The sequence below is a fragment of the Brucella sp. NBRC 14130 genome, from assembly GCF_040371715.1.
Taxonomy (GTDB): domain Bacteria; phylum Pseudomonadota; class Alphaproteobacteria; order Rhizobiales; family Rhizobiaceae; genus Brucella; species Brucella intermedia.
Map to the genome: position 1 here is coordinate 274,465 of NZ_BAABTE010000004.1, position 25,074 is coordinate 299,538.

A 25,074-nucleotide genomic window follows, 5' to 3' on the forward strand; every position below is an offset into this window, starting at 1 on the left:
TTTCATTCCTTGGACAGAACGGAGAAAACTGTTTCCAACGCTTACATATAAGGTTATCAGACAACCCTACAACATGAATCTGCGGGAGATTGGATAAGTGTTGTTCCACAGCCAAGTCTGCATCATTTGAGTGTCAGTGGCTGCAAGGCAGGGAGGAGATTTCGGGATGCATATCGCAATCATCGGCGCCGCTGGCATGGTCGGCCGTAAATTAACGCAGCGCCTTTCCAACGATGGCCGTCTCGGGGATGTCCCCCTAGAGAAGCTCACGCTTGTCGATATCGTCGCCGCAGAACCTCCAGTCGGCTTCGCGGGATCGGTCGACACTTTCGCTGCGGATATATCCACCATGGAAACCGCACAGATGATTGTATCAGGACGGCCTGATGTCATCTTTCACCTTGCGGCAATTGTGTCCGGCGAAGCGGAGATGGATTTCGACAAAGGATATCGAATCAATCTGGACGGCACACGTTATCTGTTCGATGCAATCAGACTTGCGCACGTTGCCGATGGCTATAAGCCTCGTGTGGTCTTCACCTCCTCCATCGCCGTTTTCGGCGCTCCGCTGCCCTACCCGATCCCGGATGAATTTCATACGACGCCGTTGACCAGTTACGGCACGCAGAAGGCAATCAGCGAACTTCTGTTGTCCGACTACACGCGACGCGGCTTCTTCGACGGTATCGGTATCCGCCTGCCGACGATCTGCATAAGGCCGGGCAAACCGAACAAGGCTGCATCCGGCTTTTTCTCCAATATATTGCGCGAACCGCTCTCCGGTCAGGAAGCCATATTACCCGTTCCTGAAGAGGTTCGGCATTGGCATGCTTCGCCGCGCTCAGCGGTGGGCTTTCTGATTCATGGAGCCACTATCGCTACGGAAGCGGTCGGTGCGCGTCGCAATCTTTCCATGCCTGGTCTCAGCGCCACCGTCGGTGAGCAGATTGAGGCGTTGCACCGCGTTGCCGGGGATAAGGCCGTCCGACTCATCCGACGCGAGCCGGATGAAATGATCATGCGTATGGTTGCAGGGTGGGCGCCCGGTTTCGAGGCTAAACGCGCACAGGCCCTTGGCTTCACCGCCGAAACCTCCTTTGATGAGATCATTCGCGTTCACATCGAAGATGAAATGGGAGGCAGGCTTTGACACGCAGGATCGCTTTTCTCGGTACCGGCTTGATGGGCGCACCAATGGCCGGTCGGCTTCTGGATGCAGGCTTCGACGTAACGGTCTGGAACCGGAACAGCGCCAAGTCTGCCCCGCTTGTGGGAAAAGGTGCCAAGCTCGCTCAAACCGCCGCAAAGGCGGGGGAGAACGCCGATATAGTCATCACCATGCTGACCGATGGACCAGCGGTAAGTGACGTCCTCTTCGAGCAAGGTGTCGCTGCTGTCTTGAAAAAAGGCAGCACAGTCATCGACATGAGTTCAATTTCGCCGGACTTCGCGCGCGAGCATTCGAAGCGTCTGGAGGCGACCGGCGTCAATCATATCGACGCGCCGGTTTCCGGGGGCGTGGTGGGTGCGCAGGAAGGTACACTCGCCATCATGGCTGGAGGTGATGAGGCGGTTATCGCTACCCTCGCCGATGTGTTCAAACCGTTGGGACGCCTCACGCGCGTGGGTCCGTCAGGTGCCGGCCAGCTTGCAAAACTTGCCAATCAACAGATTGTTGCCGTGACCATCGGAGCAATCGCAGAGGCAATGGTTCTTGTCGAAAAAGGCGGCGGGTCGCGTGCCGCATTCCGCGATGCCATCCGTGGTGGTTTCTGTGAAAGCCGCATTCTCGAACTGCACGGCAAACGGATGATCGACCGTAATTTTGAGCCAGGAGGCACATCGCGCATTCAGTTGAAAGACCTCAACTCGATCCTGAAGACCGCAGGCGACCTGTCCTTGAAATTGCCGTTGACCGAGACCGTACGTGAGGCTTTTGCGACATTCGTAGAAGACGGCGGAGGCGAGAAGGATCATAGCGCCCTGCTTCTTCATATCGAAAAGCTCAACGACGTTCCTCAAGATTAGCGCCTGACAAGCAGTTGCATTGGGAGGTGCAATGAAGATCACAGCAATCGAAACCATTCGCATCGCCGAACGGCCAAATCTTTTGTGGGTGGAAGTTCATACAGATGAAGGAATCACCGGCCTCGGCGAAACCTTTTTCATGTCCGAGACGGTCGAGTCCTATCTGCACGAATATGTAGCGCCGCGTGTTCTTGGCCGCGATCCGTTGCAAATCGATCTGCTGGCCTCTGATCTTGTGGGCTATCTCGGTTTCCGTTCAACCGGCGCGGAAGTGCGTGGCAACTCCGCTTTCGATATCGCCCTGTGGGACCTATACGGCAAAGCTGCCAATCTCCCTATCGCTCAGCTTCTCGGCGGCTTCAGTCGTCAATCCATCCGCACGTATAATACCTGCGCCGGAACCGAATACATCAAGAAGGCTACCGGCCAGCAATCCGGCAACTACGGTCTGGCCGGTTCCGGAGCCAGCTACGACGATCTGAACGGTTTCCTGCACCATGCCGATGAACTTGCCCTCTCATTGCTGGAAGAAGGCATAACGGCGATGAAAATCTGGCCATTCGACATGGCGGCAGAAAAGACACGCGGGCAGTATATCTCTCAACCCGATCTCAAAGCGGCATTGCAGCCTTTTGAAAAAATCCGGGCGGCGGTCGGTGATCGCATGGATATCATGGTCGAGTTCCATTCCATGTGGCAGCTCTTGCCCGCCATGCAGATTGCCCGTGAACTCGCGCCATTCAAGACTTTCTGGCACGAAGACCCGATCAAGATGGACAGTCTCGGCAGTCTCAAACGTTATGCAGAAGCCAGCATTGCACCTATCTGTGCCTCCGAAACTCTGGGAAGCCGATGGGCATTTCGTGATCTTCTGGAAACAGGCGTGGCCGGCGTCGTGATGCTTGACTTGAGCTGGTGTGGTGGCCTTTCGGAAGCACGGAAGATCGCGGCTATGGCCGAAGCCTGGCATCTCCCGGTCGCGCCACATGATTGCACCGGACCGGTTGTTCTGTGTGCTTCGACGCATTTATCGCTCAATGCACCAAATGCTCTGATTCAGGAAAGCGTCCGCGCCTTCTACAAAACATGGTATCGCGATCTTGTTACCGCCCTGCCCGAAGTCAAGGACGGCATGATCACGGTTCCACCCGGTGCCGGACTGGGCATGGCACTCAACCCCGAAATGGACAAAGCCTATACCGTCAGCCGAAGAAAAACAGATCGATCTAATTTTTGAACTCAGGACCATCTCAAGGCTGGACTCAATTCTGGACTGCTAATAATAGTACTATTGTTGTCAGGCATCCTGACAACATATGGCCCGTGGGAAACGGCCATACATTGGGAGGATATCTGTGCAAGACAAGCATGAACTGAAAGCAACGGCCATTCTGCCAGAAGACAGCCACTCAGCGGTTTTGATTGGCCGTGTGTGGTCGAAAGCCGAAAACGGCCCTTGTCCTGTATTGGTCAAAAATGGCCATGTGCACGATCTGTCCAGCTTGTCAGCTACGGTTTCAGGCCTGCTGGAACGCCGTTCGATAATAAGTGAACTGGAGAATACCGAGGGCTATCCAAACCTCGGTTCTCTGGATGATTATCTTTCCGGTGATCGCGGGGAGTTGCTCGCGCCCATAGACCTGCAATCCATTAAAGCAGCAGGTGTTACCTTTGCCGACAGCATGCTTGAACGCGTGATTGAAGAACAGGCCAAAGGCGACCCCTCACGAGCTCGCGAAATTCGCGAACGTCTGGCGCCAGTTATCGGCGACAATTTGCGCGGCGTCGTGGCAGGCTCCGAAAAGGCTGCGGAGGTCAAGGCGCTTCTTCAGGAAATGGGGCTCTGGTCCCAATATCTGGAAGTGGGTATCGGGCCCGACGCCGAAATCTTCACCAAATCTCAGCCGATGTCGGCCGTTGGATGCGGCGCTACCGTCGGCATTCTGCCCATTTCCCAATGGAACAACCCGGAACCCGAGGTGGTCCTGGTTGTCGCCTCGGATGGACGTATTGTCGGCGCAACTCTTGGCAATGACGTCAATCTTCGAGACGTGGAAGGTCGTTCGGCTTTGCTGCTCGGTAAAGCGAAGGACAATAATGCTTCCTGCGCTATCGGCCCCTTTGTTCGACTGTTCGACGGCCAATTCACCATGGACGTATTGCGCAAACTCAAGCTGTCGCTGACGGTTCATGGGGCTGACGGTTTCGAAATGACCGGCGAAAGCCCTATGGAAGCGATCAGCCGCGATCCTGAAAATCTTGCGTCACAGATGATGAACCGCAATCATCAGTATCCGGATGGCGCAGTGTTGTTTCTCGGCACCATGTTCGCCCCCGTGAAGGATCGTCGTGGTGCGGGACAAGGGTTTACCCACGAAGTCGGTGACCGCGTGGAAATTTCCACGCCGAAGCTTGGACGGCTCATCAATTGGGTCGACCGGACCGACAAATGTCCTGAATGGACATTCGGTATCAGGGCGCTGATCCAGAACCTGCAAGCGCGCGATTTGCTCGATAAAGTCTGAGGGCGCATAGATGACGAAAGCCATAGACTTCTTCTACAAGATACTTGGCGCAATTCTCGTCTTCCTCCTCGCCGGCATGGCTATTATGGTCTTCGTCAACGTGATTTTGCGCTACGCCGCAAACTCGGGACTGACTGTATCGGAAGAACTTGCGCGTTATTTCTTCGTCTGGGTGTCTTTTCTTGGAGCTGTCCTCACCTTTCGCGAGAACAGCCATTTGGGCATCGAGTCGCTCGTTGCCCGCTTTGGACGGCAAGGGCGCGTTACCTGCATGGCAATCAGTTATCTGATCGTCCTGCTTTGTTCCGGCATTTTCTTCTGGGGCACCTGGAAACAGTTCGACATCAACGCCAGCATGGTCGCACCCGTCACGGGACTTTCAATGATCTGGGTTTACGGCGTCGGGTTATTCACGGGTGGCGCCATGTTCGTCATTGCCGCCGAGCGCTTCCTGCGCGCTGTCACCGGTCGTTTGACCGATGAGGAAATTGCCACCTTTGCGGGCGAACACTCGCTCGACCATCTGATGGAGTAGACGACATGACGCTCGTAGTATTTGTCGGCTCGCTTCTCAGCGCCATGGCTATCGGCGTTCCGATCGCTTTCTCGCTCATGTTCTGCGGTGTGGTTCTCATGTGGTACATGGGGATGTTCAACACGCAGATCATCGCGCAGAACATGATTGCCGGCGTGGATTCCTTCACGCTGCTGGCAATACCCTTTTTCATTCTGGCTGGTGAGCTTATGAATTCCGGCGGCTTGTCCCGCCGCATCATTGATTTCGCCATAGCTTGCGTCGGGCATATTCGCGGCGGCCTCGGCGTCGTTGCCATTCTCGCAGCCATCATCATGGCCAGCGTGTCGGGTTCCGCCGCTGCGGACACTGCGGCGCTCGCAACCATCCTCGTCCCCATGATGGCGAAAGCGGGCTACAACATCCCCCGTTCTGCGGGACTGATGGCGGCAGGCGGCATCATCGCGCCGGTTATCCCGCCCTCCATGGCCATGATCGTGTTTGGGGTTGCTGCCAACGTATCGATAACGCAGCTTTTCATGGCCGGGATAGTGCCCGGTCTGATGATGGGTATCGCGTTGCTCTTCACCTGGCAAATCGTGGTCAGAAAAGACAATCTCAAGGTGCTTCCCAAGCAATCCGGCAAAGATCGGCTGCAGGCGACCGGGCGTGCACTTTGGGCGCTCGGCATGCCCGTGATCATTCTTGGCGGCATCCGTATGGGCGTCATGACACCGACAGAAGCGGCTGTGGTTGCCGCAGCCTATGCCCTTTTTGTCGGCATGTTCATCTATCGCGAACTGAGAGTTGTCGATCTTTACGGCGTGTTTTTGCGAGCTGCCAAAACAACATCCGTCATCATGTTTCTCGTCGCGTCGGCCCTTGTGTCGTCATGGTTGATAACGGCAGCAAATATTCCGGCTGAAATCAGCAGTTACATCGCGCCGCTGATCGACAGTCCGAAACTGCTGATGTTTGCGATCATGATACTTGTGCTCGTCGTCGGAACGGCACTCGACCTTACGCCGACGATCCTCATCCTGACGCCAGTCCTGATGCCGATTGTCAAACAGGCGGGGATCGACCCGGCTTATTTCGGCGTTCTTTTCATCATGAACAACAGCATCGGGCTCATCACGCCGCCGGTCGGCGTCGTGCTGAATGTGGTGAGCGGCGTCTCAAAGGTGCCGCTCGGAAAAGTGGTCGCTGGCGTCAATCCATTTCTGATTTCGCAAGTGATCGTGCTGTTCCTGCTGGTTCTGTTCCCAAGTCTCGTACTGGTACCCATGAACTGGCTGCATTAGGTTTGACATCAACTCTGGGAGGAGAGTTCAATGAAGAAATTACTTATGCTGGCAACAACGGCCCTCATGGCGGGCGCGTTAACCGTACCCGCTTTTGCCGAATTTCAGGAGCGCAACATCCGCGTCTCCAACGGCATCAACGAGGATCATCCAGTCGGCAATGGCATCAAGGCAATGAATGAATGCCTTGCTGAAAAGTCCGGTGGCAAGATGAAGATAACCGCGTTCTGGGGTGGAGCTCTGGGAGGCGATTTGCAGGCAACGCAGGCACTGCGTTCCGGTGTGCAGGAAGGCGTGGTAACCTCGTCGTCGCCGCTCGTGGGGATAGTTCCAGCGCTTGGCGTTTTCGATCTCCCATTCCTCTTCGCAAACGATGAAGAGGCAGATGCCGTCGTCGACGGCCCCTTCGGCAAAATGATGGACGAAAAGCTCGCGGCCGTCGGCCTCGTCAATCTTGCCTATTGGGAAAACGGTTTCCGAAACCTTTCAAACTCAAAACATCCGGTCAACAAATGGGAAGATTTCAGCGGCATGAAAGTCCGCGTGATGCAGAACAACATCTTCCTCGACACATTCCAGAATTTCGGTGCCAATGCCACGCCGATGGCTTTCGGTGAAATCTTCTCAGCGCTGGAAACCAAGGCCATCGATGCGCAGGAAAACCCCTACGTCACCATCGATACTTCAAAATTCTACGAAGTGCAGAAATATGTGACAGAAACCAAGCATGCCTATACGCCGTTCCTGTTCCTGTATTCCAAGCCGATCTTCGACACATATTCCCCTGAGGAACAAGCCGCCTTGCGTGAATGCGCCGTTGTCGGACGCGACGTAGAACGCAAGGTCATTCGTGAATTGAACCAGAAGTCACTCGAGAAGATCAAGGAAGCGGGTCTGGAAGTAAACACGCTTTCGCCGGAAGAGCACGCGCGCATGCTCGAAAAATCCCAGCCGATCTACGCCAAATACAAGTCTCAGATCGGCGACGACGTCATCGATGCGGTGCAAAAGCAGCTAAGCGAAATTCGCAAATAAAAACAATATGAAAACTCGAACAGGCCGCGCTCGTCACGCGGCCTGTTTTGTTTCGTTCAAGCGGCTTTCCGGCGGCTGTTAACTCGTTCGGCGAGCTTGCGGGCACGCGCAAGACTATCAGCCTGCTCGGTACTGAAACGATCTTCCCCGATTTCCATGATCAGGAAGGTATCGGGCAAGAAAGTCAGTTCATCGAAAATCTCGTCCCACGGAATATCGCCCCAACCGATCGGCAGATGCAGATCGCCAATACCGAGCGCCGTTGCCTCCGCAGGATGATAAAACTTGGTCATCGTGTAAGGGCGACCAAAACTGTCATGAACATGCAGATGCCCGGTTACCGGAGCCATGGCACGAATTTGCGGACGCCAATCGATTCCGAGACGATTGCACTCAATGTAAGCATGGCTGAAGTCGATCAGCCCGCAGACGGAAGAGTGGTTGACCGCAGCGACCGTTTCAGCAACCTGAGCCGGTGTCTGCCGATACTCGGCATCGCTCATTGCAAAGATATTTTCCAGCGCGATGCGGACGCCATAAGACTTTGCCAGTTCCGCCATTTCGCCGAGCGCATCCCGCTCCATCTTGTCGAGGTCGGGAAGGCGAGAAAGCGCAGGCATTGTGGCGTGGCCGGAGTGATGAACAAGTACTTCCGCTCCCACACGGTCGCAGAGTTCCAGCATCGCTCGGACCACTGCCTTTTGATACTCAAGATGTTCGCGATCCATGAAATTGGAAACGATCTGTCCGTGGACGCTGTAACGGACGTCAAACTGTCTGGTAACATTGACGAGGCGATCCACGCGGTGCGGAATGAGACTGCCGCCTGAGATTATTTCCTCGCCATAAAGCGACAATTCCACAGCGTCCGAACCGAGTTCGACGATATTACGGATTGCCCCTTCAAGCGTGCTGAAATTGCCGTCACCTGTCGGAGTGCAAAAGCCAATCGCTGATATTATGTGGTCAGAAGTCATGATGCTCGTCCTGTCAGACATGAAAAATGCGCGAACGGGGTGTCCTGTATCGCGCATCCCCTCTGGCACGAGGCTATTTCAGGCGTATGACTATAAGAAACGATTGTTCATCAGTTGAGAGGAATTGCGTTGCCATCCTTGCTTGACTGATAAGTGTCGGACAATTCGTCATACTTCGCAAAAATCGCGTCGAGCTTTTTGCGGAGTCGCAAACGATCGGCGTCCGGCAAGGATGCCACCATTTTCGGAATCGAATGGCTATGCCAGAAAGCGTTGTCGCGGTTGTATCCGCCCGGTTCCAGCGTGAAGACTTCCTTGAGGATCTTCAAATCATGCGGGATCGAGAAAGCATCCCGTGAATCTTCATGGCTGAAAAGATAGTAAAAATTGTCGAAACCACTCCATGTGATGGCCGATAAGCACATGGAGCACGGCTCATGGGTAGAAAGAAACACCATGTCTTTCGTATCGGGACGTCCATTCTCCGGCATTTCATAGAAGCGCTTCAATGTGTGCACTTCGCCGTGCCAGAGCGGATTTTCGGTCTCGTTATTGGTTTCAGCAAGAACAAGAGACAGATCTGACTTGCGCAACAGCGCCGCACCGAAAACCTTGTTGCCTTCCGCAACACCTCGCTCAGTCAGCGGAATGATGTCCTGCTCGATAACGTGAATTAGCCTTTCAAGCAGTTTCAGTTCATTCGTCTGCACAGTTGGCTCCTCCCGCTATTCCTGAATTGCGCCGGACCTTTTCGGCCCGGCGCTTTACTGTTACTCCGCAAAGAATGCGAAGCGGATGACGAAAAGTGCAGCGACCAGCCAGGTAGCCAGATGCACGTCACGTGCCTTGCCCGTGAAGGCTTTGAGGATGACATAGCTGATGAAACCGAAGGCCAAACCGTTGGCAATCGAATAGGTGAACGGGATAGCCAAAGCTGTCAGCGCAGCCGGCGCAGCTTCCGTTACGTCGTGCCACTCGATCTCGGTCAATTCACGCATCATCAGGCAGGCGACGTAGATAAGGGCCGGTGCCGTCGCATAGGCTGGAACAGAACCAGCGAGCGGCGAAATGAACAAGGCCGCAAGAAACAGAAGTGCTACGACCAGTGCGGTCAAGCCTGTACGACCCCCCGCCTGAACGCCAGACGCGCTTTCCACATAGGCCGTCGTGGACGAAGTACCGAGAAGCGAACCACCGAGAATTGCCGTGCTGTCGGCAAAAAGGGCGCGTCCGAGACGGTTTGGTTTGCCCGGTTCAATCAGACCGCCACGCTTAGCCACGCCGATCAGCGTGCCTGTGGCGTCGAAAACTTCAACCAGCACGAAAACGAGAATGACGTGCAGAATGCCCGTATGCAGAGCACCCATCACATCAAGCTGAAGGAAAGTCGGAGCAAGACTAGGCGGCGCTGAGAAAACACCGCCGAACTGGCTGATGCCAAGAGCGATAGATGCCACGGTGACAATGAGAATACCAATGAGGATCGCACCGCGAACCTTAAGGGCGTCCAGCACCGCGATAATGAAGAAGCCCGCAATCGTCAAAAGCGGTCCCGCCTTCGTCAAATCGCCCAGGCCGACCAAAGTCGCCTGATTACCGACAACCACACCAGCGCTTTTCAGACCGATCAAGGCCAGGAACATGCCGATACCGGCTGCAATCGCACTTCGCAGCGAATGTGGAATACCCTCCACCAACCAGCGGCGTACACCTGTTACGGTCAGGATCAGGAAGATGATACCCGAAATAAAGACAGCACCGAGTGCCTGCTGCCAGGAAAAACCCATCGCCCCAACAACGGTGAAGGCGAAGAAGGCATTAAGACCCATGCCGGGCGCCATGCCGATTGGCCAGTTTGCGACGAGCGCCATGATGATCGAGCCTAGAGCTGCCGCAAGGCAGGTGGCAACGAAAACGGCGTTTCGATCCATACCCGTAGTGGACAGAATATCCGGGTTTACGAAGATGATGTAAGACATCGTCAGGAAGGTCGTCACGCCGGCAATAATTTCCGTTCTCGCCGTTGTGCCGTGTTCCTGCAATTTGAACAGCTTTTCGAGCATCGTCCCTCCAAGGCAAAGCGCCCGTCAATTTAGCGCCCCAATTCGCGTCAAATCACGACGCGCAACCTATTGCGCCCCGCAAATGTGTCGAGTTGAAGCAACCTATGCGATTGCCATAATGTTAGTTGCCGCTGCAGATTTGCAGGCGGACATGTTCCCCATACACCCATCGCGGACAAAAGCACAGTTCTGCCGCGTGAATGCCAGTTTGTTGACATGATTTAGTGTGGACTGAGATTTCACCGCGCGCCAGTCACTCATTTGCGGGAAATATTTGAAACAGATTCAAAAAAGACAGTTCGTGAATGCGGCTCTGCAAATTCTAACCGACTGTTTGGAATGAGCTTTGCAGGAGCAAGGCCGTTGCATACATGCCAAGAGCAAAAAATGTATGCGCTATAAGATTGAGCAGTCGCACATTGCGCGCATTTGGCAGTTTGGACGCCGCCCAACCGATTCCCAGACCCGGTTGCAATAAAAACCACCCCGCCGATACCGTCAGTATACCAAATATCCAAACCGGGAAAAATACTGGATCAGAAAACCATTCCGCGCCACCATACATGGCAAAGATCACGCCATAAAGAATGCCGACAGCATAATGCCCGATCCAGCCAAGCGCTACTTCATGCTTATAGGGTGCAGAAGAGGAAATATCGTCGTGGAAAATTCGCCCATGCCGAAGATGCCAAAACCAGCGTCCCACCAGACCCCAGTTTGGACGCGCCTGTCCGGGCATTGCAGCAAGCAAAAATGCCCATAAATCCATCACTATGGTTGCGCCGATCCCGATCAGAATTCCGCGCCAGACAATGTCCATCTTGAGTCTTCCTCTGCATCATCGGGCGGCCAGATAAGCCTGAGGCCGCCCGATGATGCAAGAGGTAGATCTACGTGCACTCCTGCATTCCAACTTCTTACTGGCAATGACTTGGTATGACAACATGCACCGGCAATACAACGTTGCTATGAAATAGAAGCGATGAAGAACGGCAATTCTACCGCAGCTATGACGGAAAGACCGTACCTTCATCGCCGCCCCCGCAAGTACAAGTTGACTGAAATTCAGGATACACGCAATTGCAATCTGTCCCAAAAAGGCACGGATTATGTCCCATTAGCATTCTGCGAGAAGATGATGGACAAGACTGGATTCAAGCGGTTCCAGCGTGCCACGATACCGAACCTAATCCAGAACGTCGGCCAGGAAAAACTATTTAATAAGGGATACATAAAACAAAAGCGTCGGGACTGGAGACCGACGCTTTGTTATTTTATTCGATTTTCACTTACGGGGCGATCCTTCGGGAGACACGCCATAAGTTATTACTTACCGAAAACTGCGCTCTGGATCTGCGAACGCGAAACACCGATATCGGCAAGAAGATGGTCGTCCATTGCACCGAGCTCACGGATAGCGCGGCGGCGGGATACGAACTGCTGTACTTTCTGACGAATGTTCATTTGCTTTCTCCTCGTTTGGATGATGGGTAAATAGGCGTTTGCCCAAATTTCCACCACGGATATGATTGCAAATGAGGCATGCGTTTTTGCTTGAGCTCGAAACCTTGAAAAGGTCGAATTTACTTCTTCCTCAAGCAATGAGCTGCTTATAGACTTTAAAAACAGAATTTCAGAAATGTCTTTTGCCAATAGGCTTCTAATCGATTAAGGGAACGATAGGAACGAACCTCTCCCCCCCCCGTTTCTTTCGGACATCGTCATGCTTTATGGTATTTTTCTCGCGTTTGCGTCCTATGTGGCCTTCGCTGTCAGCGACGCCTGCGTCAAGTTTCTCGATGGCACGTTATCGCCGTATGAAGTCGCGTTTTTCGGCGCCGTCCTGGGTCTGCTGGCTATCCCTTTTACAAAGAAAGCAGACGATGTCTGGCTGGACATGTTTCGCACAACCAACATTCAGATGTGGCTATTGCGGACCGTAACGGCCGCCATGGGAACCATAGGCAGCGTTACCGCATTCACACATCTCTCCATGGCAGAGGCTTTCGCGCTCATTTTCCTCCTGCCTGCCTACGTGACGATCCTTTCCGTGGCATTCCTGAAAGAGCAGGTTGGCTGGAGGCGCTGGTCGGCGGTGCTTATCGGATTCGTCGGAGTTCTTATCGTGCTGCGGCCTGGATTCCGGGAGCTTTCCATCGGCCATCTCGGGGCACTTGCTGCCGGCATGGGCGGAGCGATGAGCATCATTATCTTCCGCGTCATGGGTAAGCAGGAAAAGCGCATTTCCCTTTATACAAGCGGGTTGATCGGCCCCATCATCATTTGCGGAGCTCTGATGGCTCCGTCATTTGAGGCACCCAACACTGAGCAGTGGATCTACCTCGCAGGCTACGGTCTTTTGGCAGCACTAGCCAATATCCTGTTGATGCTTGCAGCCCAGCGCGCGCCTGCGAGCGCCATCGCCTCTCCGCAATACAGTCAGATGATCTGGGCGATCCTGTTCGGATATTTCGTCTTCCACGACCATATAGACGCGCCAATGATGATCGGCATCGTTCTCATCACGATTTCCGGTCTCTTTACTTTCATTCGCGAAAGACAACGCGGCGTGGAAGGTCCTCCGGCTGTGGTTACATCGGAGCCCACCCCGGCGCTTGTTGAAGAACAATCCTGAAAGCAAACCGTGACAAGTTCGCGCTTGTCTCCGGCGTTGCCTCCTCCTACCATGCACGCAGGCCCGTGCCGGATCGATGAAACAGCACCTTAAAGTGTGCTTAGGACATTGATCCGTTTCACTCATATCGAGACGCTCCGAGCATTTTCCGACAACGATCTGTGTTTGAAGGCGGTCTGACGCGGGCGGAAGCATGAAAGATTATTGTCAAAGGACTAGGAAAATGACTGATAAGCGGGCGATGTGGACCTATTACAAGGGCGAATGGCGTGAAGGGGATGTACGAATTCTAGGCGCAGCCTCGCAGGCGACCTGGCTTGGTTCGCTGGTATTTGATGGCGCACGCCTGTTTGAAGGTGTAACGCCCGATCTCGACCGTCATTGTGCACGCGCCAATGATTCAGCCCGCGCTTTGGGATTGGAGCCCACACTTTCTACCAGCGACATCGAAACATTGGCGCGCGAAGGCCTGAAGAAATTCGCACCGGGAACAGACGTTTATATCCGTCCCATGTACTGGGCAGAAGAAGGCGACACCAGCACTGTCGCGCCGCTTGCCTCGTCAACGGATTTTGCACTCTGCCTGGAAGCGATCCCTATGGTCGAACCAAAAGGCTTCACCATCACCACCACGTCGTTCCGCCGACCCTATATGGAAGTCATGCCGGTCAATGCCAAAGCTGCCTGCCTCTATCCGAACAATGCGCGCATGCTGCGTGAGGCCAAGGCAAAGGGCTTCCACAATGCTCTGGTGACGGACGTTCTTGGCAATGTCGCAGAAACTGCAACTTCGAACGTTTTCATGGTCCGCGGCGGTGAGGTGTTCACCCCGGCCGCCAACGGCACGTTCCTCAACGGCATCACTCGCCAGCGGGTCATCAACCTGTTGCGCAATGCGGGCATTTCCGTTCATGAAACCGTTCTGAAAATTGACGACTTCCGTCAGGCAGACGAAATCTTTTCTTCAGGCAACATGAGCAAAGTCGTCCCGATCGTCGGTTTCGATGATCGCAAACTGGAATATGGACCGCTGACCAAACGCGCTCGTGCCCTTTATTGGGAATGGGCCCACGCCTGATATCCACACCCAACATCTCCGGCGCGCCGACCGGAGATGTTTTTCACCGCTCGCAAATCTGACATCGCCGTTACATGATCGAACATACGCCCCTTTTTCTCGCAATCGCAGTCATTGCGGCATTTCTTGTCGGGCTTTCAAAAGGTGGCTTGCCGTCGGTTGGTACACTTGCCGTTCCCTTGATGGCATTAGTCATATCACCCGTCACTGCTGCTGCGCTTTTGCTTCCGATTTATGTCATCAGCGATATGTTCGGGCTGTATCTTTACCGCCGCCATTTTTCCGCACGCAATCTCGCGATCCTGACTCCCGCCGCGATTCTCGGCGTCGGCATCGGATGGATGTTCAGTGCTCACCTGTCGCCTACATTCATAGGAATGCTGGTCGGCCTGGTTGGTATCCTTTTCTGTTTCAACGCGTGGTTCGGCGCCCGTTATCGTAAGAAAGCCAGAAAGGCGGATGTGCCCGGCGGAGCATTCTGGGGTGTACTTACCGGACTGACCAGCTTTATCTCTCATTCCGGGGCTCCACCGTTTCAGATGTATGTGTTGCCACAACACCTCCCGAAGCTGGTCTTCGCCGGTACCTCGACTATTCTTTTCGCCATCGTCAACGCCGTTAAACTCGTTCCTTACTGGCAGTTGCAGCAGTTTTCCAACCTCGATACGTCGCTTGGTCTCTGGCTGGTTCCCGCTGCAATAGTCGGTACCTTCGTCGGCGCCAAGCTGACGCGAATAATGCCGGACGGTCCGTTTTTCTTGCTGGTTCAGCTGACCTTGTTCGGACTCTCCATCAAGCTGATCGCCGACTGGACCGTACCTTATCTCTTCGGTTGAATAGTTTCAGCCACCGCTTGCAACGCTTCGCCCCTTCGGTCACGATGCGTGTATCAGGCGCCTTTTGGGAGAGAGGAAGCGGGGATGGCTGATGCTGATGCGATTATCATCGGAGCAGGACTAGCGGGGCTTGTCGCGGCTCACGAACTGGCTGTTGCCGGGCGCAAAGTCATTCTCCTCGAACAGGAAGGCGAAAACTCCATCGGCGGACAGGCATTCTGGTCCCTCGGTGGACTGTTTATGGTCGACAGTCCCGAACAGCGTCGTCTTGGAATCAAGGACAATATTGATCTCGCAAGGCAAGATTGGTTCGGCTCGGCACAATTTGATCGACCCGAAGACCACTGGCCAAAGCGCTGGGCGGAATCTTATCTGGCGTTTGCCGCCGGAGAAATGCGATCCTGGCTCCACAGTCTCGGCATGCGCTGGTTTCCTGTTGTGGGCTGGGCAGAGCGTGGCGGAGCGAGAGCAGATGGTCACGGCAATTCCGTGCCGCGTTTTCATATTACGTGGGGCACTGGACCTGCCGTCGTTGCGCCGTTCGAACGTTCGCTTCGTGAAGCGATCGGCAAAGGGCTTATTACCTTGAAATGCCGTCACCGGGTCAACAGCATAGCCACTACAGACGGACGAGCCAGCGGCGTCTATGGCGAAGTGCTGGCTCCTTCGACCGTTGAGCGCGGGAAACCTTCATCACGAGATGCCGTAGGGGAGTTCGCCTACTTCGCGGACTGCGTGATCGTCACGTCGGGGGGCATAGGCGGAGATCCCGACAAAGTTCGAAGAGCATGGCCCCGCGACCGGCTCGGCAATCCGCCGAATGAAATGGTGTTGGGTGTTCCGGCCCATGTCGATGGGCGAGGCATTGATATCGCGGTAGCCGCAGGCGGTCACGTCATCAATGCTGACCGCATGTGGCACTACACAGAAGGCGTGCGCAACTGGGACCCGATTTGGCCCAACCATGGCATTCGCATTCTGCCGGGACCGTCTTCCATGTGGTTCGACGCCAAGGGTGATCGCCTCCCTGCCCCCTATCTCCCCGGTTTCGACACACTGGGCACGCTCAAACATATTCTATCCACCGGCTACGATTATTCGTGGTTCGTCCTGACGGAGAAAATCATTCGTAAGGAATTCTCCCTGTCCGGATCGGAACAAAACCCGGATATCACCGGCAAGGACTGGAAACTCTTGCTTAAAAGCCGCCTTGGTAAAGCCCCGCCGCCTCCGGTGAAGGCATTTCTGGACAATGGAGCGGATTTCGTCACAGCGGGTACGCTTGATGAACTCATTGCAAAAATGAACAGTTTATCGGGAGAAAAGCTTCTCAAGCTTGACCATATACGCGATCAAATCGAAGCGCGGGATCGCGAGTTGATCAATCGCTATTCCAAGGATGCTCAGGTAATGGCGATCCATAATGCCAGGGCCTATATCGGTGATCGTCTTACACGCGCCGTTCCTCTGCATCCAATGCTGGAAGGTTCCAATGGTCCACTCATTGCAGTCAAACTTCATATTCTGACGCGCAAGACACTTGGCGGTCTGCATACCGACTTGGACGCCCAGGTTCTCAATTCAGCTGGAGAAAAGGTACCTGGCCTGTACGCTGCAGGTGAAGCCGCCGGTTTCGGCGGCGGCGGTTATCACGGATATAACGCGCTTGAGGGGACGTTTCTTGGCGGCTGCATCTTTTCCGGTCGGACGGCGGGCCGGGCTGCGGCGGCAGCCGCGCTCTAACTCTCGTTATCTGACATGCTCCTAAAGGGCCGCTTCCATATATGAGTTTTTTATTTTTCGGTCCCGGCTTCGCTCTCGAAACCCTATGCCATACGGCAACATAATGCTCCTGTAAGAAACAGGGAGCCCTTTCGGGCATGATTATGGATTTCTTCGTCCTTGCAATCGGCATCGGCTTTTTTGGCCTGCTGTTCGGCTATTTGCACATCTGCGAAAGGCTTTGAGGCAGGTCATGATGATCGAATACATCGCCGGCGCTTTGGTCGCCGTCTTCATAGCCGCCTACCTTCTTTATGCGCTTTTGCGACCAGAACGATTCTAAGCGGGTTTCTGGCCGACACCACGTAACCGGCAGCTATTCAGTCCTCGGAAAAGACAATGACCCTTAATGGATGGATTCAGATCCTCGTTTTCTGCGGGATCATCATTTTGCTCGTCAAGCCGCTCGGCGGCTACATGACGCGCGTTTTCAACGGTGAACGGACTTTTCTTTCACCAATCCTGGTGCCTGCGGAGCGCGGGCTTTATCGTCTCGCAGGCACGAGCGAACGCGAAGAGCAGCATTGGACGACCTACACGGTTTCCCTGCTTCTTTTCAACCTGGCGGGCTTTTTGCTCCTTTACGTGCTCCAGCGAGTTCAAGGCTCCCTGCCCTTCAATCCGATGGGCATGAGCAACGTTCCCGCAGACCTCGCCTTCAACACCACCTCAAGTTTTGTCACCAACACCAACTGGCAGAACTATGGCGGCGAAAGCACACTCTCTTACCTGACGCAAATGGCAGGGCTGACAGTGCAAAACTTCGTTTCAGCTGCGACCGGCGTTGCCATCGCCATAGCGCTCATTCGCGCGTTTTCGCGCAAGTCGATGAAGACGCTTGGAAATTTCTGGGTCGATCTTACGCGCTGCACGCTCTACATCCTGCTGCCCTGGTGCGTCCTCCTTACCTTGGCTTTCGTCAGTCTCGGCGTGCCGCAAACGATTGGAGCCTATGCCGAAGCTACGACGCTGGAGGGTGCGCGACAGGTGATAGCGCTCGGGCCAGTCGCCTCGCAACTCGCCATCAAGATGCTTGGCACCAATGGCGGCGGCTTTTTCAACGCCAATTCCGCGCATCCTTTCGAAAACCCCGACGCCATTTCCAACCTGATCCAGATGGTTGCGATTTTCGCCATCGGTGCTTCGCTGACCAACGTCTTCGGGCGGATGGCCGGCAACGAGCGCCAAGGCTGGGCGATCTTTGCCGCCATGGGCATATTGTTCGTCGCGGGCGTTGCAGTCTGCTACTGGGCGGAAGCCGCCGGCAATCCTCTTATCCATGCGCTCGGAATTGACGGCGGTAACATGGAAGGTAAGGAAACACGTTTCGGCATTGCTATGTCCGCGCTTTTCGCCGTTGTTACAACCGCTGCCTCATGTGGCGCAGTGATCGCCATGCATGACAGCATGATGGCGCTCGGCGGAATGATCCCCATGATCAATATGATGCTTGGGGAGATAATCATCGGCGGCGTGGGCGCCGGCTTCTATGGCATCGTCCTATTCGTCGTCGTCGCCATTTTCGTAGCTGGCCTGATGGTTGGGCGAACTCCCGAATATCTCGGCAAAAAAATCGAAGCCAAGGAGGTGAAGATGGCATTGCTGGCCGTTCTTTGCCTGCCCTTGTCCATTCTTGGCTTTACGGCCATTGCTTCGGTCCTGCCGACAGGTCTGGCGTCAATCGCCAACCCCGGCCCGCATGGCTTCTCGGAAATCCTCTACGCCTATACCTCAGGGACAGCGAATAATGGTTCTGCCTTTGGTGGATTATCCGGCAATACGCCGTGGTACAACATCACGATCGGTCTCGCCATGTTGATGGGAAGGTTTCTCGTCATCATTCCGGCTCTCGCAATCGCCGGTTCGCTTGTCGCCAAGAAAGCCGCCCCGCAATCCGCCGGTACCTTCCCCACAACAGGCCCGCTTTTCGTCGGCTTGCTGATTGGCGTCATTCTCGTAGTCGGTGGCTTGATTTTCTTCCCCGCGCTGGCGCTCGGGCCCGTCGCCGAGCACTTCGCAATGATCAAGGGACAAATGTTCTAATGCTGCGCCCCTCAAACTGCATCCTCTCTATCCTTCTGGCAACGACCGCCGTCCTTCTCGCGGTTCAGCTTGCTGGATTGATCTGAGATTTCCGAAACGGAAACGTAATTTACTGGAGCCTCCGTTATGAGCCCGTCCAAATCCGCGAGCATTCTCGATGCCCGCATCCTTTTACCCGCCATCGGCGATGCCTTCCGCAAGCTCAACCCGAGGAGCCTTGCACGCAATCCGGTAATGTTTGTGGTTGCAGTCGTTTCACTGTTGAGCACTTTGCTTCTCCTGAAGGACGTTGCCACCAGCAATCCCGATGCCAGCTTCTCGTTCCAGATCGTTCTCTGGCTATGGTTCACGGTTTTGTTTGCGAATTTTGCTGAAGCCGTCGCCGAAGGACGTGGAAAGGCGCAGGCGGACTCCCTGCGCCGCACACGAACAGAAACGCAGGCCAAACTTCTGGATAGTCCGGAAAGCCAAAGCTGGAAGAATGTACCGGGGACCAGTCTGAAGGTGGGTGATGTGGTTCTGGTGGAAGCCAGTGACATTATTCCCTCGGATGGCGAAGTCATCGAAGGCGTGGCCTCCGTTAACGAAGCGGCCATCACCGGGGAATCCGCACCGGTCATTCGCGAGTCCGGCGGCGACCGCTCCGCCGTCACCGGTGGAACACAGGTCCTGTCCGACTGGATCAAGGTCCGCATCACTGCCGCGCAGGGTTCAACCTTCATCGACAAGATGATCAGCCTGGTGGAAGGTGCCGAACGTCAGAAGACGCCGAATGAGATCGCACTCAACATTCTGCTTGCAGGCATGACGCTGATATTCGTTCTGGCCGTTGTGACAATCCCGAGTTTTGCGACCTATGCAGGCGGTTATGTTCCGGTCACAGTGCTGGTTGCACTGTTTGTAACACTCATCCCGACTACAATCGGCGCCTTGCTTTCCGCTATTGGCATTGCGGGCATGGACCGTCTCGTTCGGTTCAACGTGCTTGCCATGTCTGGTCGTGCCGTAGAGGCCGCAGGGGACGTCGACACGCTTCTTCTCGACAAGACCGGAACGATCACCCTCGGCAATCGTCAGGCGACCGCTTTTGTACCTGTCAGCGGCGTAACCGAGCAAACCCTCGCCGACGCGGCACAGTTGGCTTCGCTCGCCGATGAAACACCGGAAGGTCGCTCTATCGTCGTTCTTGCCAAGGAAAAATACGGCCTGCGTGGGCGCGACATGCAGAACCTTCACGCTCACTTTGTACCCTTCACCGCGCAAAGCCGCATGAGCGGGGTAGATGTTGAAGGTTCTGTCATTCGCAAAGGTGCGGTGGATGCGGTGCTTGCTTATGTGGAGCAGAGCAGCCGCGTTGATCAAGGAACGTTTTCCGAACTGCAATCCATCGCTGATACGATCGCCAAGGCGGGCGGCACACCGCTTGCAGTCGCCAAAGATGGTCATCTCCTCGGTGTTGTACACCTGAAGGACATCGTCAAAGGCGGTATCCGTGAACGCTTCGCGGAACTGCGCCGGATGGGTATTCGTACAGTCATGATTACCGGTGATAACCCGATGACCGCAGCAGCCATCGCCGCCGAAGCCGGGGTGGACGACTTTCTGGCGCAGGCAACGCCTGAAAACAAACTGTCTTTGATCCGCGAGGAACAGTCCAAGGGCAAACTTGTTGCGATGTGCGGCGATGGCACCAATGATGCCCCTGCCCTTGCGCAGGCTGATGTGGGCGTGGCCATGAACACCGGCACGGTTGCCGCGCGTGAAGCAGGCAATATGGTCGACCTCGACAGTGATCCCACGAAACTCATCGAAATTGTTGAGATCGGCAAGCAATTGCTGATGACGCGAGGGGCACTGACCACATTCTCCATCGCCAATGACATCGCGAAGTACTTTGCAATCATTCCGGCGATGTTTCTGGCCTTTTATCCGCAGTTGGGCGCGCTGAACATTATGGGATTGGCTACCCCACAGAGTGCCATTTTGTCGGCCATCATTTTCAATGCCCTGATCATTGTGGCCCTGATCCCGCTTTCGTTGAAAGGCGTCACCTATAAGCCGGTCGGCGCAGGCGCTCTCCTTTCGCGTAATCTTTTAATCTACGGACTCGGAGGGGTCGTCGTGCCGTTCATGGGTATCAAGGCCATCGATCTGGCGATTACCACCCTAGGCCTCGTATAAGGATAAGCAAAAATGCTGAAACAACTTCGTCCAGCGCTTGTCATGATCGTGTCGCTTACCGTTATAACCGGATTACTCTATCCGCTCGGCATGACCGGCATCGCCCAAGCGATCTTTCCGGCGAAAGCCAGTGGCAGCCTTATCGAAAAGGATGGCACAATCATCGGCTCCCAATTGATCGGCCAGAATTTTTCCAGCGATCGGTATTTTCACGGTCGGCCATCTGCCGCAGGAAAAGATGGTTACGATGCCGCAAGCTCCGGTGGTTCCAATCTGGGCCCAACCAATCCAAAGCTCATTGAGCGGATTAAAGCGGACGCCGCGGCCCTTGCGCACCAAGAAGGCTCGACACAGCCACCGGTTGACCTCGTAACAACATCTGCAAGCGGCCTTGATCCGCATATCTCCCCAGAAGCAGCCTTCTATCAGGTGCCTCGCGTTGCAAAGGCACGCGGGACTGATGAAGCCGCATTACGCCGGATTGTAGAGCAACAGATCGAACCTCGTGAACTTGGGTTCCTCGGGGAGCCGGTGGTCAATGTTCTCGAGCTGAACCTTGTTCTGGACAGGGACGAAACCAAGTAGAATAACTCGGGCGGCATGATTTGCCGCCCTTTCCTGTCAGGAGCCTTGTTTGACATCGGACCCGCTTCGTTTCGGCGAAAAGAGACCCTCCCCGGATGCTCTGCTTGAACAGGCGGAACGCGAGACGCGTGGCCGCCTGAAGATATTTCTCGGTGCTGCGCCAGGTGTCGGCAAGACCTATGAAATGCTGATGTCGGGCCGCGCGCGCAAAGCTGATGGAATAGATGTCGTCATCGGCATTGTCGAAACGCACGGACGAGCGGAGACTGAAGCCCTTACTGAAGGGCTTGAATTCATTCCTCGCGCACGCGTTGCCTATCGTGGTCATCAACTCGAAGAAATGGATATCGATGCGGTTCTGGCGCGCAAGCCGCAGCTGGTTCTGGTAGATGAACTTGCACATACGAATGCGCCCGGCAGCAGGCATCCCAAGCGGTATCAGGATGTAGAGGAAATTCTGGCGCGCGGTATCGACGTTTACACAACGCTCAATATCCAGCACGTCGAAAGCCTGAATGATGTTGTGGCGCAGATCACCCGTATTCGTGTGCGTGAAACTGTGCCCGACAGCATAATCGACCGTGCCGACGACATCGAACTGATTGATCTCACCCCCGGAGATCTCATCAAACGGCTCAATGAAGGCAAGATCTACCTTCCCAAGACAGCGAAACGGGCGATCCGCAATTATTTTTCGCCCGGCAACCTGACAGCGTTACGCGAACTGGCGCTGCGCCGCACCGCCCAACGTGTAGACGAACAGCTTCTCAGCCATATGCGCGCCCATGCGATAGAAGGCCCCTGGGCGGCAAGCGATCGCATATTGGTCGCCGTCGATGACAGTCCGCGCAGTGTATCGCTTGTTCGCTATGCCCGCCGGCTTGCAGATCGTCTTCGCGCCCCATGGGCCGCAATCCATATCGAAACCGCCCGTTCTGCAGGGCTCGCCGATGAAGCAAAGGACAGGCTTGCAACGGCGTTGAGGCTTGCCGAACAGCTTGGCGGGGAAACGATTACCATTCCGGGCCAGTCAGTAGCCGAAGACATTGTTCGCTACGCTTCAGCCCACAACTTCACTCAGATCGTCGCCGGAAAGTCCATAAAGTCGCGTTGGCGCGAGATGATTGACGGGTCTGTCGCGCGCGAGCTTGTCCGGCTTTCCGGTGCTATCGATATTCACATAACAGCCGGAGTCGAGCACGAAAATGGGAGCGCCAGCCGCAAAATAAACACCGCCCGGCACAAGACAACCCCCGATGTAACGCCCTATCTGATCGGCATGGCAATGACCGGCGTAGCCCTTGTTGTCGGGCTGTTGCTCGATCAGTTTTTGGATGTGCGCAGCATAGCGCTGGTTTTCGTTGTTGGCGTTCTTGGTGTCGCAGTCACCCTCGGTCTTTGGCCTGCGCTTTTTGCATCCGTAATCAGCGCATTCGCCTATAACTTCTTTTTTCTCTCGCCACTCTACACGCTTTCAATCGCCGATCCCGAAAGTGTCGTAGCGCTCGTTTTCTTTTTATTTGTGAGCGTTATTGCCAGCAATCTGGCAAGTCGCGTCCAAAGGCAGGCTGCAGCGGCGCGACAACGCGCGCGCATGACGGAAGATCTGTATCTCTTCAGTAAAAAGCTGGCAGGAACAGGTTCACTTGATGATGTGCTCTGGGCAACAGCATTCCAGATCGCATCCATGCTCAAGGTAAGGGTCGTAATTCTGCTTCCCGACGGCAACAGCATTGCTGTCAGGGCCGGTTATCCGCCAGATGATACCCTGGACGATGCTGATATAGCTGCCGCGCACTGGACCTGGGAGCATGACTTGCCGGCAGGCCGCGGCGCCAATACGCTGCCGGGCGCAAAGCGGCTCTACCTGCCTCTCAAAACTGCACGAACGTCCGTTGGCGTCATCGGTCTCGACAATGATCGCGTGGGACCAATTCTCACGCCTGAGCAACAGCGTCTCTTCGAAGCTCTGGCCGATCAGGCAGCAATTGCCATCGAACGCGTTCAGCTTGTTGGCGATGTAGAGCGGGCAAAACTGGCCGCCGAAGCTGACAAGCTGCGTTCGGCATTGCTCACCTCGATCTCGCACGATCTGAAGACCCCTTTGGCTGCCGTTCTCGGAGCCGCGACAACCCTGCGCGACTATTCCGCATCTTTGCCGGACGTTGACCGGTCAGAGCTTGTTGCAACCGTCGTGGATCAATCTGAACGCTTGAACCGCTTCATCGCCAATCTCCTTGATATGACTCGCATCGAAGCCGGTGCGATGAAGCCTAATCTCTCGCTTCATTTTGTTGGAGACCTGATCGGGGCTGCACTCAATCGTGCATCTCGGATACTCGCCTGCCATCAGGTCAACGTCGCGGTTCCAGTCAATCTGCCGATGGTCCACCTTGACGCCGTCCTGTTTGAGCAGGCTTTATTCAATCTGTTCGACAACGCCGCAAAATACGCTCCGGAGAATTCGCCCATTACGGTTAAAGCTCACGCGGATACATCCAGCATAACACTGGAAATCTCGGATCGAGGCCCAGGGATTCCTCCTGACGATCTGGAGCATGTGTTCGATACGTTCTATCGTGTGCGTAAAGGAGATCACGTTCAGGCTGGTACCGGACTGGGTCTTCCTATCGCACGCGGTTTCATCGAGGCGATGGGAGGCTCCATCCGGGCAGGTAACCAACAGGAAGGTACTGGTGCTGTATTTACGGTCACCTTGCCCGTTCCCGCTGATGAAGTTGACAGGGATTCATGAACGATCCGAAGCTCAAGATTCTAGTTGTCGATGACGAACCAGCCATCCGCAAATTGCTGCGGGTCGGACTGACAACAGAAGGCTATACCGTTGTCGAAGCTGCAAATGGCAGCGAAGCTGGCGAACGCATTGCAATGGATAAGCCCGACATCGTGGTGCTCGATCTTGGCCTTCCCGATACCGACGGCCATACTCTGCTCCAACGCTGGAGAGAGAACGGAATAAGCTTGCCAATTCTCATCCTCTCGAGCCGCACCGATGAAGCCGGGATCGTGCGCGCCCTTGAAGAAGGGGCAGATGACTACATCCCGAAACCTTTCGGCATGAAGGAGCTTGCCGCTCGTCTTCGGGTCGCCTTGCGGCATCGACTGCAACAGCAGGGACAAAAGCCGCTTTTCCAGTGTGACGGCCTGACAGTCGACCTCGTGCGCCGCATTGTAAAACTGAACGGCGAAGAAATTAAGCTGTCGCCAAAAGAATATGATATCCTGCGCCTGCTCGTACAGCATGCAGGGAAAGTGCTGACGCACCATTTCATCTTGAGCCAGGTCTGGGGACCGGCGGCTGACGTGCAATATCTTCGCATCTATGTCCGCCAGCTACGGCAGAAGATTGAAAAATCGCCGGATCAGCCGCATTATATCCTGACCGAAACAGGCGTCGGTTACAGGCTGCGCGAAGCCGATCCCGCTCTTTGAGGCAACCGGAACCAAGGCTTCGCGAAAGCGTTGTT

Annotated in this window: 22 protein-coding genes; 17 read left to right on the forward strand and 5 right to left on the reverse strand. The window is 55.0% G+C overall.

What is annotated here, in order from left to right; all coding sequences use genetic code 11:
- Window positions 1–166 precede the first annotated feature (166 nt).
- From denD to ABWW28_RS10065, 7 genes are all read left to right on the forward strand, one after another.
- Entirely contained in the window at window positions 167–1,150 is a 984-nt protein-coding gene (gene denD, locus ABWW28_RS10035) for a D-erythronate dehydrogenase (RefSeq protein WP_176587660.1), read from the forward strand.
- Window positions 1,147–2,028: an NAD(P)-dependent oxidoreductase gene (locus ABWW28_RS10040; protein WP_113476903.1), complete on the forward strand. Its 882-nt coding sequence runs from the start codon at window positions 1,147–1,149 to the stop codon at window positions 2,026–2,028. The genes denD and ABWW28_RS10040 overlap by 4 nt, the downstream gene beginning before the upstream one ends.
- A 31-nt stretch (window positions 2,029–2,059) precedes the next feature.
- A complete protein-coding gene (locus ABWW28_RS10045; protein ID WP_113476901.1) occupies window positions 2,060–3,265 on the forward strand; it encodes a mandelate racemase/muconate lactonizing enzyme family protein in 1,206 nt (401 codons plus the stop codon).
- Window positions 3,266–3,383: 118 nt separating this feature from the next.
- On the forward strand, window positions 3,384–4,553 hold the full coding sequence (locus tag ABWW28_RS10050) for a fumarylacetoacetate hydrolase family protein (protein WP_113476899.1): 1,170 nt from the start codon (window positions 3,384–3,386) through the stop codon (window positions 4,551–4,553).
- Window positions 4,554–4,563: 10 nt separating this feature from the next.
- The gene (locus tag ABWW28_RS10055; protein WP_176587658.1) at window positions 4,564–5,088 is read left to right on the forward strand and encodes a TRAP transporter small permease; all 525 of its coding nucleotides are present in this window, start codon (window positions 4,564–4,566) and stop codon (window positions 5,086–5,088) included.
- A gap of 5 nt (window positions 5,089–5,093) precedes the next feature.
- Window positions 5,094–6,371 (forward strand): TRAP transporter large permease, encoded by a 1,278-nt coding sequence (locus tag ABWW28_RS10060; RefSeq protein ID WP_176587657.1) that lies wholly within the window; start codon window positions 5,094–5,096, stop codon window positions 6,369–6,371.
- A 30-nt stretch (window positions 6,372–6,401) separates the two neighbouring features.
- Window positions 6,402–7,406, forward strand: a complete 1,005-nt coding sequence (locus ABWW28_RS10065; protein ID WP_100648716.1) for a TRAP transporter substrate-binding protein — start codon at window positions 6,402–6,404, stop codon at window positions 7,404–7,406.
- A gap of 56 nt (window positions 7,407–7,462) precedes the next feature.
- On the opposite strand, the gene ABWW28_RS10070 is transcribed toward ABWW28_RS10065, so the two are convergent.
- The 5 genes from ABWW28_RS10070 to ABWW28_RS10090 form a co-directional block, all read right to left on the reverse strand.
- Entirely contained in the window at window positions 7,463–8,383 is a 921-nt protein-coding gene (locus ABWW28_RS10070; RefSeq protein ID WP_313011487.1) for a sugar phosphate isomerase/epimerase family protein, read from the reverse strand.
- Between the two features lie 110 nt (window positions 8,384–8,493).
- Window positions 8,494–9,093 carry a nucleoside deaminase gene (locus ABWW28_RS10075; protein ID WP_176587655.1) on the reverse strand — a complete coding sequence of 200 codons (600 nt, stop codon included), beginning with the start codon at window positions 9,091–9,093 and terminating at the stop codon, window positions 8,494–8,496.
- Window positions 9,094–9,153: 60 nt separating this feature from the next.
- Window positions 9,154–10,446: an NCS2 family permease gene (locus ABWW28_RS10080; protein WP_176587654.1), complete on the reverse strand. Its 1,293-nt coding sequence runs from the start codon at window positions 10,444–10,446 to the stop codon at window positions 9,154–9,156.
- A 322-nt stretch (window positions 10,447–10,768) separates the two neighbouring features.
- Complete coding sequence (locus ABWW28_RS10085; protein ID WP_176587653.1) at window positions 10,769–11,266, reverse strand: DUF2938 domain-containing protein; 498 nt, start codon at window positions 11,264–11,266, stop codon at window positions 10,769–10,771.
- 506 nt (window positions 11,267–11,772) lie between these two features.
- Complete coding sequence (locus ABWW28_RS10090) at window positions 11,773–11,910, reverse strand: DUF1127 domain-containing protein (RefSeq protein ID WP_006471330.1); 138 nt, start codon at window positions 11,908–11,910, stop codon at window positions 11,773–11,775.
- 259 nt (window positions 11,911–12,169) lie between these two features.
- On the opposite strand from ABWW28_RS10090, the gene ABWW28_RS10095 reads away from it, so the two are divergent.
- The 10 genes from ABWW28_RS10095 to ABWW28_RS10140 all read left to right on the forward strand — a co-directional run bounded on the left by ABWW28_RS10095 (window position 12,170) and on the right by ABWW28_RS10140 (window position 25,039).
- Window positions 12,170–13,081: a DMT family transporter gene (locus ABWW28_RS10095; protein WP_176587652.1), complete on the forward strand. Its 912-nt coding sequence runs from the start codon at window positions 12,170–12,172 to the stop codon at window positions 13,079–13,081.
- A 223-nt stretch (window positions 13,082–13,304) separates the two neighbouring features.
- Window positions 13,305–14,159 (forward strand): branched-chain amino acid aminotransferase, encoded by an 855-nt coding sequence (locus ABWW28_RS10100; protein ID WP_113462780.1) that lies wholly within the window; start codon window positions 13,305–13,307, stop codon window positions 14,157–14,159.
- Between the two features lie 74 nt (window positions 14,160–14,233).
- Window positions 14,234–14,995, forward strand: coding sequence for a sulfite exporter TauE/SafE family protein (locus ABWW28_RS10105; RefSeq protein WP_176587651.1), 762 nt, complete (start codon window positions 14,234–14,236; stop codon window positions 14,993–14,995).
- A gap of 84 nt (window positions 14,996–15,079) precedes the next feature.
- The gene (locus ABWW28_RS10110) at window positions 15,080–16,738 is read left to right on the forward strand and encodes an FAD-binding dehydrogenase (protein WP_176587650.1); all 1,659 of its coding nucleotides are present in this window, start codon (window positions 15,080–15,082) and stop codon (window positions 16,736–16,738) included.
- A gap of 235 nt (window positions 16,739–16,973) precedes the next feature.
- Window positions 16,974–17,060, forward strand: coding sequence for a K(+)-transporting ATPase subunit F (gene kdpF, locus ABWW28_RS10115; RefSeq protein WP_353390991.1), 87 nt, complete (start codon window positions 16,974–16,976; stop codon window positions 17,058–17,060).
- A gap of 56 nt (window positions 17,061–17,116) precedes the next feature.
- Window positions 17,117–18,820: a potassium-transporting ATPase subunit KdpA gene (gene kdpA, locus ABWW28_RS10120; RefSeq protein WP_176587649.1), complete on the forward strand. Its 1,704-nt coding sequence runs from the start codon at window positions 17,117–17,119 to the stop codon at window positions 18,818–18,820.
- Window positions 18,821–18,946: 126 nt separating this feature from the next.
- Window positions 18,947–21,001: a potassium-transporting ATPase subunit KdpB gene (gene kdpB / locus ABWW28_RS10125; RefSeq protein WP_176587648.1), complete on the forward strand. Its 2,055-nt coding sequence runs from the start codon at window positions 18,947–18,949 to the stop codon at window positions 20,999–21,001.
- Between the two features lie 12 nt (window positions 21,002–21,013).
- Window positions 21,014–21,586, forward strand: a complete 573-nt coding sequence (gene kdpC / locus ABWW28_RS10130; protein ID WP_176587647.1) for a potassium-transporting ATPase subunit KdpC — start codon at window positions 21,014–21,016, stop codon at window positions 21,584–21,586.
- Window positions 21,587–21,635: 49 nt separating this feature from the next.
- Window positions 21,636–24,341, forward strand: a complete 2,706-nt coding sequence (locus ABWW28_RS10135; RefSeq protein WP_353390921.1) for a DUF4118 domain-containing protein — start codon at window positions 21,636–21,638, stop codon at window positions 24,339–24,341.
- On the forward strand, window positions 24,338–25,039 hold the full coding sequence (locus ABWW28_RS10140; RefSeq protein WP_176587645.1) for a response regulator transcription factor: 702 nt from the start codon (window positions 24,338–24,340) through the stop codon (window positions 25,037–25,039). The genes ABWW28_RS10135 and ABWW28_RS10140 overlap by 4 nt, the downstream gene beginning before the upstream one ends.
- The last annotated feature ends 35 nt before the right edge of the window (window positions 25,040–25,074 follow it).